General features: G+C 56.0%; 14 protein-coding genes. 11 read left to right on the forward strand and 3 right to left on the reverse strand.

Translation table 11 applies throughout. The annotated features are described in order from the left end of the window. Window positions 1-91 precede the first annotated feature (91 nt). The 11 genes from ACSQ2A_RS06960 to ACSQ2A_RS07010 all read left to right on the forward strand — a co-directional run bounded on the left by ACSQ2A_RS06960 (window position 92) and on the right by ACSQ2A_RS07010 (window position 11948). On the forward strand, window positions 92-982 hold the full coding sequence (locus ACSQ2A_RS06960) for a hypothetical protein (protein ID WP_436071594.1): 891 nt from the start codon (window positions 92-94) through the stop codon (window positions 980-982). Next, the gene (locus ACSQ2A_RS06965) at window positions 979-1806 is read left to right on the forward strand and encodes a site-specific integrase (RefSeq protein WP_436071595.1); all 828 of its coding nucleotides are present in this window, start codon (window positions 979-981) and stop codon (window positions 1804-1806) included. The genes ACSQ2A_RS06960 and ACSQ2A_RS06965 overlap by 4 nt, the downstream gene beginning before the upstream one ends. A 176-nt stretch (window positions 1807-1982) precedes the next feature. Beyond that, window positions 1983-2498 carry a hypothetical protein gene (locus tag ACSQ2A_RS06970; protein WP_436071596.1) on the forward strand — a complete coding sequence of 172 codons (516 nt, stop codon included), beginning with the start codon at window positions 1983-1985 and terminating at the stop codon, window positions 2496-2498. Between the two features lie 249 nt (window positions 2499-2747). Beyond that, on the forward strand, window positions 2748-3818 hold the full coding sequence (locus ACSQ2A_RS06975; RefSeq protein WP_436071597.1) for a hypothetical protein: 1071 nt from the start codon (window positions 2748-2750) through the stop codon (window positions 3816-3818). A gap of 89 nt (window positions 3819-3907) precedes the next feature. Next, window positions 3908-4729, forward strand: a complete 822-nt coding sequence (locus tag ACSQ2A_RS06980; protein WP_436071598.1) for a hypothetical protein — start codon at window positions 3908-3910, stop codon at window positions 4727-4729. A 10-nt stretch (window positions 4730-4739) separates the two neighbouring features. Further along, window positions 4740-5408: a hypothetical protein gene (locus ACSQ2A_RS06985; RefSeq protein ID WP_436071599.1), complete on the forward strand. Its 669-nt coding sequence runs from the start codon at window positions 4740-4742 to the stop codon at window positions 5406-5408. A 204-nt stretch (window positions 5409-5612) separates the two neighbouring features. After that, the gene (locus ACSQ2A_RS06990; RefSeq protein ID WP_436071600.1) at window positions 5613-6326 is read left to right on the forward strand and encodes an HNH endonuclease; all 714 of its coding nucleotides are present in this window, start codon (window positions 5613-5615) and stop codon (window positions 6324-6326) included. Continuing rightward, the gene (locus tag ACSQ2A_RS06995; RefSeq protein ID WP_436071601.1) at window positions 6313-6723 is read left to right on the forward strand and encodes a hypothetical protein; all 411 of its coding nucleotides are present in this window, start codon (window positions 6313-6315) and stop codon (window positions 6721-6723) included. The genes ACSQ2A_RS06990 and ACSQ2A_RS06995 overlap by 14 nt, the downstream gene beginning before the upstream one ends. A gap of 598 nt (window positions 6724-7321) precedes the next feature. Further along, on the forward strand, window positions 7322-8323 hold the full coding sequence (locus tag ACSQ2A_RS07000) for an AAA family ATPase (protein WP_436071602.1): 1002 nt from the start codon (window positions 7322-7324) through the stop codon (window positions 8321-8323). Window positions 8324-8326: 3 nt separating this feature from the next. Further along, window positions 8327-10897 carry a S8 family peptidase gene (locus tag ACSQ2A_RS07005; protein ID WP_436071603.1) on the forward strand — a complete coding sequence of 857 codons (2571 nt, stop codon included), beginning with the start codon at window positions 8327-8329 and terminating at the stop codon, window positions 10895-10897. Between the two features lie 67 nt (window positions 10898-10964). Further along, window positions 10965-11948, forward strand: coding sequence for a hypothetical protein (locus ACSQ2A_RS07010; protein ID WP_436071604.1), 984 nt, complete (start codon window positions 10965-10967; stop codon window positions 11946-11948). A 24-nt stretch (window positions 11949-11972) separates the two neighbouring features. Here the strand turns inward: ACSQ2A_RS07010 and ACSQ2A_RS07015 are convergent, their stop codons facing one another. The 3 genes from ACSQ2A_RS07015 to ACSQ2A_RS07025 all read right to left on the reverse strand — a co-directional run bounded on the left by ACSQ2A_RS07015 (window position 11973) and on the right by ACSQ2A_RS07025 (window position 13639). Then, window positions 11973-12251 (reverse strand): hypothetical protein, encoded by a 279-nt coding sequence (locus ACSQ2A_RS07015; protein WP_436071605.1) that lies wholly within the window; start codon window positions 12249-12251, stop codon window positions 11973-11975. A gap of 24 nt (window positions 12252-12275) precedes the next feature. Beyond that, window positions 12276-12521 carry a hypothetical protein gene (locus ACSQ2A_RS07020; RefSeq protein ID WP_436071606.1) on the reverse strand — a complete coding sequence of 82 codons (246 nt, stop codon included), beginning with the start codon at window positions 12519-12521 and terminating at the stop codon, window positions 12276-12278. Window positions 12522-12904: 383 nt separating this feature from the next. Then, window positions 12905-13639, reverse strand: a complete 735-nt coding sequence (locus tag ACSQ2A_RS07025) for an SOS response-associated peptidase family protein (protein WP_436071639.1) — start codon at window positions 13637-13639, stop codon at window positions 12905-12907. Window positions 13640-13647: the final 8 nt, after the last annotated feature.

Genomic DNA, 13647 nt, shown 5'->3' on the forward strand with positions numbered 1-13647 from the left:
GATCGCTGCGACGGCGCGCGTTGCAAACGCCCGGCCCGTCTGGGTGGATTTTTAGGATCGGGAACACGAACCGATAAGGATTCTAGGTTACGTGGCGCGCATGGGAAAAGCGCCTGCGATAACCGACGAGTTCTCGACGCTCTTCAGCGAGTTCGAGCGTCATCACGTTCTGAAACACCGCAAGAGCAAAAGCTCGGCTGCCTACGTCAGGCAAGCGACCTTGCAACTGGCAAAACATCTGCAGGAGGACGCTGCCGTGCTGTCTTCCTCGCCGCTTTTCGAAGTGAATCTACAGGAAGTTGAGCGCTTCCTGTTTGAGGTGAAATGTCACGTCAAACCCGGGGTCCGGACAAGCCTGGCCAGTCGCCTGCGATACTTCTTTTCGTTCTTGGTGGATCAAAAAGGATTGCCAAGCAGTCCGGTGGGGGCTGTGTCTGCCCAGCGTATGGCACCTGTCTATGATCGATACACAGACGAAGAAGTCCGGACGATCTTCACGCTGATCGTTGATGAAGAGTCCCAGCGGTGGATTGCTGCCAGGGACTACGTGGTTCTGTCGCTCTACTATGAGCATCGGTTGACTGGTGGGCAGGTCGAACGAATTACCGCAAACGACTTTGACGGCAGGACCCTTCGCGTTTCGGCAAAAGGTGTGCGCGACGTCATTGAGCTAAGTGACCCGATCAGACGTGCGCTTAAAGACTATCTTGCCAATTTGCCCATCAGTCTCGAAGGCGACGACGTTCTCTTTCGTAGCCAAACAGGGTTCTGGCCACTCCGTTCGGTATCCCACATTGTAGCCCTCAATCGGCGAACGAAGATCCACGGCATCACAACGTCGATACCGAAGCTTCAGAACAGCTCGCCATTTTTCGACGCCAAGCATGCAGACTGGTTCAAATTGCAGCCGCACGACGAAGTGGGCCTGACATCCGAATTGGTGCTCAGCTTTAGGGGCAAGCATACGCGTTGGTGGCCATGACGGAATTTGAAACGCATCTCACGCTTTGGCGCCAGGCATCCGTTGACAGGTATGCCCCCGAATACATCAAATCAATGGAGCGACATCTCAAAGCCTTTGGTCGGTGGTTGAGCCAAAATGCCCTTAGTGCAGAAAGCGCTACCGAGACTGACATTCTCAGTTTCATGGCGCACCACAACCGAAAAGGCGGGGATACCGCACGTGGGCTAATAAGTTTTTACGAGTGGCTTGTGCAGTGGGGTGTCGTGGAACAAAGCCCCGCAGCGGGCCTATCGCCGTTCAAAAAAAGTAAAATGGCACGCGCCGCCCTCACTCCAGAGGCCGTCAATGAGTATCTGAACCAGTGCTACGCTCGCATCGATGACCCCACCGGCAGACTTGTGACGTGGATCAGGAGGGTAAAAGTCTGGGCAATGGCGGAACTCATCTTTTCGAGCGGGCTGACGACGGGCCAGCTCTGCGAAATCCGGCCGGAAGATGTGAATCTTAAAGAGCTTACACTGAGGACTGGTTCGAGGATCATTCCAATAACCAGGCAAGCCGCGTGGGCCGTAGCGTATTGGCGCCTCATAGACATTGCTTTTCAGAATTCTAGTCCGACCTACCTGTTCCGCCCTAGTCGCATTGGCGCAGTGAAAATCTCGGCTCACCATTTGACTAGTGATTTTAAGGCGATCGGACGCGAAATCGGCGAAGAAATCAGTCCGTTAGACCTTCGATATGCGTTCATCGTTTCAATGCTCGATCGGAACTTCTCCAAGGAGGACATGGCTTACATCCTGGGATTGACGAGGCTAGACAGTCTTAGAGACATTGGTAACTGAGGGGTTTCCAGTCGATCGATGGCGACTGCGCTCCGCATTGCTCGTAAGCACGTGGGAAGGCGAGCCTCTACACCAAACCAAGGTGAGACCAAGCGTTGAGTGGTGATAAGAGACATGTTTCCCGATCAAGGCGATGATGTATTTGGAAGGCAGGCCTTTTGAGATCCGTTGATTTCATGGCAGACCACCTGGTGGGGCGTGTGTGGCATACCACTCACCCGTCACGGTTGGCTGCGATAAGTGCAGCCGGTGCTCTCCTGGTCGAGCCTCCTATCTCAAATTCGGAACGGTGGAAGACGACCCGAGGTCCGGATTACTTCCCGTTCGTTCGGCATCTTGGCGGGGTTAGCCTTTTCGATTTCGACGGGTTCGACGGCGATGCCTATGACGAGAAATACGTAATGAGCAGCTGGCGGACGTTTGTGCCCTGTCGCCGGGATTGGGCATCGGCCCTCTGGATCGAATTCGACCGTGATGCGATTGCGGACAAGCTTGTTGCACCACCTCAGCTGCTGGATCGTTGGAAAGCGACCGCCAGTTATCGATACACAATTATGCCAGGCATCGAGGCCGGCTATCTGGGCGACCTTTCGCTCTGTGCAGCGAGATCAATCTTAGTGGTGTCGTCAGCCGGAGACCAAGTTTCGCACCTCGATCTCAGTCGGTTCGAGCATGGCGACCTCGCTCACTGAGGACAAACGCCGCCGATTGTCCCCTGTACCTTCGGCATTTCGTTGTGCTCGTTCAGGGCATGGCGCTGGGGAGCTTTGGTGGTTGCGGCGTTGACTTGGATGGCGGTCCAGATCGAACGGCCGCGGGTCTCTAGATGAAGAGCGGGACCGTAGGTTCTGCGAATATGTGCAAGCCCTTCCAAGGCTTCTGCGCCGTTTGCCTTTTCCTCAATTCGGTGGTGTCCTCGCTGCGGCAGACTCGAGATTCGAATGTTTCGTTCCAAGACCGTACTCGTAATAGGGGCAGGCGCGAGCTTTGAGGTTGGACTGCCTGTGGGAACGACTCTCCTCAAGACCATCGTTGAAATGGTCGATATCAGGTTTAGCCGATACCAGCAGACCCAAGGGAGCGGGCCGCTGTATGAAGCTCTCAAGCTCGCTGTGGGCTCGACGAGCGGTGATGTGCTTCAGCCGTATATCGAGGCGGGCGCTCAGCTCGCCAAATCGGCAAGGCAAGCAATGTCGATCGACAACGTGATCGACGCGCTGGAAGACCGAACTGTTGAGCTCATGGGCAAGCTGGGTATCACCCAGGCGATATTGGAAGCAGAAGGAGCGAGTCCTCGGTTCGTGCTTCCCGACGGTTCGTCTGCATCCTTGGATATGACGAAGTTCGAAAGCACCTGGTATAACAGCCTTAGCAAGCTGCTTACGGAAAACGTACGCAAGAGTGAGATCGACCGGATTTTCGACAACGTCGAAATCATCAACTTTAATTACGACCGCTGCCTCGAACACTACCTGCCATATTCGCTCTCTGAGTACTACGGCGTCTCGCTGGACAAGGCTCGTTCTGTGGTTTCGACGCTGCGGATGCATCGGCCTTATGGGTCGGTAGGGCTTCTTCCCTGGCAAGAGAAAGAGGGGCCCAAGGTCGATTTCGGTCAGCCTTCGCCTAGAGCAGTCGCTCAAGTATCTGGGTCAATTCGCACGTTCACGGAACAGGAGCGCAACGAGGAGGCGCTTCAGGAGATCAAGAGAGCAATCTCAGCTTCCGACCAGGTCGTATTTCTAGGCTTTGGCTATCATCGACAGAACGTCGAGCTCTTATCTAATCCTGTAAGCTTTTGGGCCGCCGTCTATGGAACTGCGATGCAGATTTCCGAGAGCGATCGCAGCGTTGTGCAGAAGGAGTTGCGCGTCGCATTCAAGATGAATCCAACCCAGTTTCGGAACCAGATCCTATTGGCCGACATGACCTGTGCGCAGTTCTTCAGGGAGCATTGGCGTTCATTGACGGCAGCATCCCAAGGCGGCGCCGCAACCTCGCGTAGACGCTGACGTCAAGCGTTCACTGCAGTTACCTTCCCGCAAGTACCTGTCTTGTAAGCATTGGACCAACGGGAAATCGACGTTGGAATCCAGTAAGCATGGCGTCTTCTTCGCAACAGCACCTCGGCGGACAAAACAATCTCAAAGGGAACATTTTCGAGGAGTCGTATCTGGCCCAAGAGCTCTGTCGGCTTGGAGTGCGGTGCAGGTTTGATGAAGGATACCGCGACACGTCGTTTGAGCTCTCAATCGCCACCCCTGTTGACGACCTCGTAATTCACGGAACTGCGGTGAGAATTCACGTGCAGCTTCGCAACAGGGCTAGGCAGTTTTGGGATGCCGCCCTTCGCCGCAAATTTGCGGAAGAACGGCAGAATTGGCCGGACGCTGATCTCCGGTTGATCATATCGTCGGACTACAATCTTCACCGACTTCGACGACAAGCTCCTCACAGCGTGTTCGTGGGAATCCATCCCGCGGATGGATACGAAGTTGCCATTTTCTCGTCGCCGGATTGGCTTTCCGATATCGGCGACCTTGCTCCGAACGCCGTCGACCGCGAAGAACAAATCTTGTTTGTCGGTTGCATGTTGGCGGGATGGCGGGCAGCAGGTCGTGTAGGTCCGCTGAGCGAAATTGTGCGGATCGCCAGCCGCTTCACGTTTCATCTAAGGAACCACGCTGCGGAGACCGAGACAATTAGTGCAGCGCTGGAAAACAAGCTGCGACGCGGAGGTTTGGATATTTCGATGGATGGCGATAGGCTTCGGTACCAGTTGAACGATGGCAGATGGTTCTACGCGCCATGGCCATGCGGCAGTGAAGACTGGAAACTGTTTGAGCGAGCGATCATGTCGCAGACTGATCCATCGACGAGAGATATCTTGGACGCGATATGGAGGCGACCTGATGTGGAGTAGGGACGTATCCGTGGTTCTTGAAGATGACGCGATCACAGCGATATCGCGCATTAAGGGCCGACCCAGGCTGGCTTCGCTCAAGACAGTTGCGATGCTCGCTGGAAAGAAGCTGGGGCAGGCCATCGTGGGCAGGGGTGGGCTTCAGCGGGAGCCAATTCTGGTTCTTACGAGTGCAGAAGACGCAGATGGCTTCACACAAGGAGTTTGTGCTGCACTAGCTCGAGCAGGCCACAAAACTCACATCTGGTGTATGTGGACTCGCGAGATCGAACTCGGGTTCGGAAATTTTCCTCGACTTGCTGAGGTTTTCGGTGAGTACAGAGACGAGCTGGACGACAGCTATCAGCTCGCGATTGTCTCCCGATCATTCGTTACCAACCCCGCTGTCCTGCGGGCTCTACTTTCAAAGTTGGAACACGATGGTCGCAAAATCTCGGAAGTCATAGTCGCGACGGCATCACTGGGCCTCGGTCAGGACGAAGAGATGTCGACGATAATTCCTTACATGCGAAGCAAGTCGAGTTTTTTGACCGGCGTTCTCGATCCTTCGAATCTGGTTCGCGAAGAAATCGGCGACGACCTCCATCAGGCGCTGGATCTGAATATGGCCGATCTCATCATCGATACACCGAGGCTCGTTCAGCGGCATACGGCGACGGCCAAGACCTTTGGAATGTGAGGAGTTCTTTCATCCATCTCGTTAGGAAGTACGATGGATGGGTAGCCTTTCACGGCTAGTCGATTTCCGATGCCCAATTGAAGAAGGTGCGAAGAAATAGGGATTCGGCACCGTCAATTCGTCGTCGATTACGCCATCGAGGATACGCAATCGAAGGCAATCCTGCTCACTGGATGTTTTTTGGCGCCATGGTATGCAGACACGATGGCGATAACTCAAAAATCGATCAAGATTCTCTGGGCAGCGGCCGGCGGTCGCTGCTCATTCGAGGGCTGCAAGGAGAGGCTCTGCTACCACGAAGCAGCAGAGGCGGCTCCTTATTTGCTCGGGGAAATGGCTCACATCTGCGGCGAAAAGCCAGGGGCCAGTCGCCACAATGCTGAGCAGACAGACGTACAGCGCGACCACTACCAGAACCTAATGCTACTCTGCCCGACGCATCACACGCTGATCGATCGGGAGGAGAACGAGGCAGTTTTCACTGTCGAGATATTGCATTCGATGAAGGCGGCGCACGAAGCGGCGGTGATGAGGCGGCTTGATGTGGACCCACAGCCGACCAAAGGCGACGTCACTGCCTCAATTTTGCCGATCCTGGAGGAGAACAGGCAATCCTGGGCTCAGTACGGGCCACTGTCAGAGCTAGCCAGGACACAGCCGCACAACGAGGCGGCACACGCGGTGTGGTTGTCTGAGCGACTTTCGGTGATCGTGCCCAATAATCGGAAAATTGCAGAGCAGCTCGTGTTACATCGCGGGCTGTTCGCGGCGGCGGAGCAGGCGGCGATTTCGGCCTTTCTGCTGCATGCCCGCGGGTATGAGCAGTGGGTTGAAGACACAATTCCGTATGCAGCGGTGAAACGTTTCCCCGCCGAGTTTGACAGCCTAGTTCGTGGGGATACTGATGGCGGCGCGTAACGAGAGTTTCCCTTGGACCAGCCACTATGGTCATTACAAATTTTTTGAAACCAAGATGGCAGGTCACGGTCAGGTGGTTTCGTTGACCCCGCTTGGCGATGGTGTTTACGAGCTGGTGCGAACAAAGGGTGACACACTGCGTGTCTTCATCTGTGAGTGCTACGCCTTTGGCGTCGCCGAATTCATGGAGACCGCGGACAAACTAGGAAAAGTCGACGCGGTCATCATTAATTCGATGTGGTGCGGGTTCACACCCGATGCCAAGCGATTCTGCCGGGACCAAAAGGTTGGTCTATTCAGAATTGTAGAGTTCATGAGCGCGTTGCACCGTGACGACTATTGGTTCTTCCTCACTGATGAGGAAGACGCGTACTTCCGAAAGCTGGGCTGGCTTTGACACTCAGCGTGTCGGTCTATGGCTTCGGCTCCGCCTATTCAGGCGCAAAGGGAGCTCGAGACATTGACCTGTTGCTGCTTCATGAGAGCATTGATCGCAACTCGTGCCAGTTGGCCATTGCGTGCAAGCGAGGGCTCTCCAAACGCGTGCCGGAGGCGGACATCACGATGCTGTCCGCTGCGGAAGAGAAACATTTGAGATTTCTTGAGACAGCTAGCGCCGTTCACATTGGGACGCTGCGAGCTGATCAACTTGAGGATGATCTGCGGATCCTTGTAACCACTATCCAGGCCGTGGTGGAGGGAAGCAGATAGCGCGGTCGCAAATAATATGCGGCGCCTCCGATCTGCAGATACTTCCTATTTTGGGTAGGCGATAACCGAGACGAAACTACCCCTCCTAAGTGACCCTTAGGTTGTTCTTGTATTGTTCTGATATTATCTTTTTTGAAGTGATTCCGTCGTAGCTTGGCGAGTATGAAAAAAATCCGGTATCGGACTACCTGCACCGTGTACCTGGGTTGACTCGTGCCGACATCCAAACTTGGCTGTATTGGCCCTAAATCGGGGCGCCCCCATTGAGAGAAAGGAGCGATGGAATGTCAGCAAAGCAGTTTATCGCTCTTCTCAATTCTCATGTCGCCGGCAATGAGGACCAGTTTCTTACCATTGCGCTTCAGATCGCTGCCCAGGAGGCCCGCCAGGGTAACACCAGCGATGCCGAGAAGCTTAAGCAGTTGGTGCAGTCCGCCCGTCAGAAGGGACGCTCCGGTCACGATAGAGGCCAGGCCGTCATTCCATTAGCTCGCCCACGGGGCGAGCTTCAGGAGATCGTAAGCTCTAGCTATCCTAAGACCCACCTTTCAGGGATGGTTCTCTCGGAAAGCATCCGCCTTCGTCTCACGAAACTGGTGAGGCAGCAGAAGGAGAGGGCAACCCTGCGGGACCATGGTCAATCGCCCGCAACCCATCTGCTCCTCGTCGGTCCTCCTGGAACCGGTAAGACGATGACGGCGTCGGCGCTCGCAGGGGAATTGCATCTGCCACTGTTTGTGGTTCGCCTTGACTCCGTATTCAGCCGGTTTTTCGGCGAAACCGCGTCCAAGCTTCGTCTGTTGTTTGACCAGGTCAATCAGACGCGTGGCGTGTACCTTCTTGACGAGTTCGATGCGATCGGCTCGCGGCGCAGTGATACAAACGATGTCGGCGAAATTCGACGTGTACTGAATTCGGTACTGACGTTTATGGAAGAGCCTAACAGCACCGACAGTCTTGTGATCGCCGCCACCAACCATCCAGAAATTCTGGACAAGGCTTTGGCACGTAGGTTCGACGAGATCATCGAGTATGACATGCCAGATGCAGATGCCGCAAAGAAGGTGCTCAGTCAGCGACTTGGGAAACTAAAGCTCAAGTCCAATCAATGGCAAGAAGTGGCCCCATTGACACAAGGCTTAAGTCAAGGCGAACTCGTTCGAGCAGCAGATTCGGTCATTAAAGATGCGATTCTGGAGGGCAGCTCGAATTTGTCAGTAGAGGCGCTTAAGTCGTCTCTGCAGGATCGGCAGTCATTCCGGAGTCGTTTTACCTCTATCCGGTAGTGAATGGCGCAGGACGACGATTTTAGTTCACACGACTATCCTCATGTCCGCATTGAGCGTTTCCTGACGTCTGCTCAGTATGTCTATCCTGCCTCGCCGAGAGACGAGCCCGTGCTGAAAAAGGATCCCGTCCAGCACTCGGCGTTCCTAGTCCAACGACTTGCAGCAGCGCTTGGCCCGCTTCCACAAGCTGCCGTCGACCAGCGCGTCGAAATTCCCGGCCACGTGAAAGGCGTAAACGTTGAAATTGAGACGACTGCGCCTGACAGCGACCGAAAGGGCCCTGCAAAGACGCCAAACCTCGATTTCACCGCTCAAAACATCAAGGTCTTGCAGTCGTCGAGAAACGATGATCGAAGCGAAACCGCTTTGGTTTTTGTACCAGACGACGCAAGACAGTTCCTGAGAGGCAGGATCCAGGCCTACGGCGCGCCAGTCGTAGGCAATCGGAAGCGGCCCGAGATCGACGTTTTCGAGCCAATCGATGACGTCAGGCCTGCCCCCGCCCATAGCTTGTTTTTTGGCCCGATAGATTTCACAGAACAGGCGCCTTTCTGGTGGGAAGTTTGGATTAGTCCCAAGAGCCACGCGCCAGCGGTCTGCGCTGCCGCCAGGGCCGCCAATCTGGTTGTTCACGATCAACGGCAGAATTTCCCGGAAATGAGCGTGGCGTATGTCAGGGCTAGCGCCGAGGCACTGGTAACCTTCCTGCAACGCATTCCTGGCCTGGTTTCCGAGGTTCGCAAAGCGACCGGCAACATTGCGCCTTTCTTGGAGCTGGGTGGCCTGACAACGCAGCACGAGTGGGTTGACGACCTGGTGGGGCGCCTCGTTGTCCCGAATGTAGCGTTCCCAACTGTGTGTGTTCTGGATTCGGGTATCAACGTTGCTCATCCTCTTATCCAGCCGGGCCTAGCAGGCGCATGGACCGTCGACGAAGACTGGGGTACGGACGACCATCACCCCCATGGCGGCCATGGCACACCGATGGCTGGAACAGTGTTGCACGGTGACTTGTTTTGGCCAATGAACGGCACATCTGAGGCGGTATTGACCCACACGGTCGAGTCCGTGAAATTCCTTCCGCCGTCGGGGTTCCCGCCGACCGAACCTCCCAAATATGGTGTCATTACTCAGGCCGCGGTCGCCATCGCGGAGATCGCGCGACCTGAGGCTGTGCGCTCATTCTGCATGGCTGTATCGACTGCCGAATTCCCGCCCAGTGGACCATCGAGCTGGAGCGGTGCGATAGACCAGATCGTAAGTGGCTCCATGCCCGGCGATCATCAGGAAAAGGTGGCCGCAAAGGACTTACCCAAAAGACTTTTCATGGTGGCCACCGGGAATCGCGCCGGTGGAATAAAGTCCGAAGTGCTGACCCACCAATCTCTCGAGGACCCGGCGCAAAGTTGGAACGCACTTTCAATCGGTGGGTATACGGCCAAAGACGTCGGCCCTGCCGACGACATAAGTCTCACTCCGCTGGTTGAAGCTAACCACAAAAGCCCATTCAGCTGTGGTTCCCAAGCTTTGCCGACGGATCTCACGCCCATCAAGCCGGAGGTCCTTTTCGAGGCTGGAAACATGGTGGTGGACCTGGCAGATTATTGCGATTGGCATGAAGCTGTGTCGCTCCTTGCCACCGGTGCCGACGTCGTCAACGAGCCACTTGTGCCTTTTTGGGCGACAAGCGCCGCTACCGCAGTCGCTGGCAATTTCGTAGGGAAGCTTAAAGCGGCGCTGCCGGGATTGTGGCCCGAAACTTACCGGGCGTTGATCGTCCAGTCGGCCGAGTGGCCGGAACCAATCAGGTCCAAATTCATAGGGAAGGGTGCTCACTGGAGCACTGGAAAGACATCCGGCAGCAAGGCGGCGAAACAGTCCTTCTTGCGTGACGTGGGCTACGGCGTGCCAAACCTGGCGAGGGCTATCGCCTCTGCCAAGAGCGATGTCACTCTGATGGCGCAAACGGACATTCAGCCTTATGCGATGGGGAAGGGTGGTCCTGTTTTCAACGAGATCCACTTCTACGACCTACCATGGCCACGTCAGGTCCTCGAGGATTTGGACAATGCCATCGTCACCATGAAGGTCACCCTGTCTTATTTCATCGAACCAAACCTCACGGGACGAGCAGCGACCAGGCCGGACACGTACCGGTCCTATGGCCTGCGCTTCGCGCTGAAGAAGCGTGGAGAAACGCCCGAACAATTCAAGGCACGACAAAGCGTGTACGAGGACGAACATGCTGAGGGCGACGGCGGCGGTGTGAAGGAGGCGAGTTATTGGCTTCTCGGGTCAAAGGCAGTGCAGGCAGGGTCGCTGCATTGCGATCTCTGGCGTGGCCACGCAATTGATCTTTCACTCCACGACCATCTGGCTGTTCACCCTGTCGGAGGTTGGTGGAAATCGCACCTGGGGCAACAACGGTACGCAGACCGCGGCCGTTACGCTCTGCTGATCTCGCTGACAGCGGATGATGATGGCGTGGATCTTTATTCCGAAGTCGCCACGGTGGTCGACGCACACATCGCGGCCGAGGCCGCGGCGGAAATCGAGGCTTCCAGCATTTAGGCCTAATGTTTCAGCCGACGCGGCCTAGGTTCACAACGTCCTTCTAACCTCAACCAGGCGGGTGGCCTTGGCGATCACATTCGAAAATCTGGCGACAACGATTCCTGGGTGGGTGCCGAACATTCATCAGAGCCAGCCTCTAAGCTACGCCTACCGCTCTGGAAATTCCTTCGTCTCGATCTACGGCGCTAATGCCGGTCTTTTTGGCATAAGCTCCGGACTGACGGTCTCAGAAACGACGACAACCGATGACTTGAACGCCTGGGCACTGAGGACCTTTTCGGGCCGGAATTTTCGGCCGATGCAGCGGCCCCATGGGCATGCAGTCCAAGGGGTTTGGCGGCCAGGGCTTTATTACACGGCGCAGGTAAATCAGGCGCTAGGCGTTACCGATGCCGACAGGCTCTCCGCGGAGCAAGCTCTTCACTTACTCCTGGAGCGTCTTTACGACCTATTCCTGTACGTGCAGCCAACCGCGCAAGGCCTGTTGAGTTTTGGCCATAAGAGTCGCGAGTTGCTTATCCTGGCTGCCACCGAAGTTGAGAACTATTGGCAACGGCATGCGCGTGACGCCGGCCTCACCGGAAATGGGGCTCGAAGCCTGAAAACCACGGACTATGTGCGGCTAAAGGAACCGCTGTACCTGGCCGAGTACGAAGTCACCCTCACGCCTTTCGCGTCGGTGGCACCAATCAGGCCATTTGCCTCGTGGTCAGCGCAGAGCCCCACTCAGTCAATTCCTTGGTATGACGCTTACAACAAGACCAAGCACGATAGGGACTCTTACTTTCATGATGCATCGGTCATGCGATGCATCGAGGCCGTTTGCGCGGCGATCATCCTTTTCTGTGTGCGGTTTGGTCCTTTTTCGCTGGTGGAAGGGACTAGCATCACGTCGTCCCACTTCAAGCAGCTCTTTTCTATCGCGCTTGCGACCCCGGATACCACTTCATTCTACACTCCCTGCATCGACGTAACTGACCGGCGTCCCGATCTCGTCTGTGGTGACGGGGTGGTTTTGCCATGGGTTACCGACACCCTCACGCTGTAGCGGGGGGTAGCGTTCGCCACAGAGCTACTCCAAGTCAGGAACGTCACCAGCTTGGTAGAGGACCGTCGGCTCGCCGAATTCGCCGACATCAGGCTTGGCCGGCCGGCTCCACGCGATAACACCGGCATAGGAACGTGCCATCAGTTTTGCCCGACTAATCGCCGCATGCTCGCTGGGCGCCTGCTGCGCTTCAAACGCGGCTCGGAGTTCGCCTTCCTCATCACGCTCGAAGGCGAGGACCACGTGCAGCGTGGTCGATTTTGCCGTCGGTTGTTCCCCGCTTTGAGCCCGTATCTTGGACATCGTGATCCACTCTGGCTGGACTTCTCAAGTTTCATTGCAGTAGAACATATCAAGAACAACTGACAAGGCATTTCGATGCGTTTCGATCCTCGAACCGTCAAAATCGGCGACTACCACCCGAAAAAATTTCGGATCGATTGCTTCAGGTGTCAGCGAAATGCAGATCTGGACCGACACGACATGCAGCGACGGTTCGGCCCGGATATGACGCTCGCGGAATGTGCGAGACAGATCGCTGCTAGGGCAGGGTGCAATCTTGCTGCGATCCATGGGGGGCCCGGGTGTGACGTGCGCGTCGTGGAGGTTGCTGTCTGGACGTGGGCGACATTAATGGATGCCCGCCTCGGCGGATGGCAGGGATATCTCACCTGCCAAAGGCGCTTCGCATCCTTGAAATCGGAAGACTCCTGCCCCGAGGCCTTCCAGCTCAACGTGCTGACGTTGATTGCGGTGCTCGGCGACAATTTCACCCTGGAGAAGTTGCGTACAAAGGTCCGGTGCCCACTGTGTGGCACCGGCAGCGTCGAGATCGAGTGGTTTGTCCCAGTCGAGCCAGACTCGCCGGCACCGATCCAGGACAGGCCACCAGAACCACTTCGACTGCGTCCTCGCGGGGCAGATCTGGCGCGCACTAAGCTAGGCGTAGTGAAGGGCTAGAACAGATCTGGTTCCGACGCGGGCTCGCGCGGGGGAGGAGGATCTTCCTTGTGTCCCCGCGACACAATCTTGAGAACGCCGTCGGGTAGGGGACGCTGTAGCTTTTGGGCAATGTCCCAGTCGGCCGTCATCCAAATCTCGATTTCTTCGGGAGTGCGCAGGATAACCGGCATGGCTTTTGGGTGAACGTTTTCGACCTCGGCGTTGGGTTCGGTGGTAAGAAAAGCGAAAAGATCGGTCGTCACAACACCTTCCTTGACCTTGCGCACTCCCTTCCATTGCGGCGCCCACAGACCTGCGAAAAATGCGAGCGGCCGCTCGTCGCTAAACGCGAACCAGACATCGCCACCTTCTTCCCTGTTGAACTCTGAGAAGCTGGTGAAGGGAACAACGCATCGAAATTCAGGCGCGAGCCACGGTTGCCAGTGCTTACTGCGGGTATTTCGGATGTTGGTCGTGCCTTTGTCCGGCTCCATCGACAGGAGTTGCTTGAACTCCTCGGGGTCCAGCGTACGCCCTTGCTTTTGCTCGATCTTCTGTGCGCGCTTTTTTGTAGCTTCGAACTGGGCGAACGACGAGGAAGGCATACCCCAGCGGACGGTTGTCAACTCTCTTCGGTCTTCGAAATTTCTCACGATTGGCGCGACATAATCGGGGAAGACCCCAGTCATTGGCGGCATGTTGCCGATGACCATCTCATCGACGTGCATGTCGCGAATGAAGGCCCTGATCGCCTCAA

The sequence above is a fragment of the Devosia sp. LjRoot3 genome, from assembly GCF_964252865.1.
GTDB lineage: Bacteria > Pseudomonadota > Alphaproteobacteria > Rhizobiales > Devosiaceae > Devosia.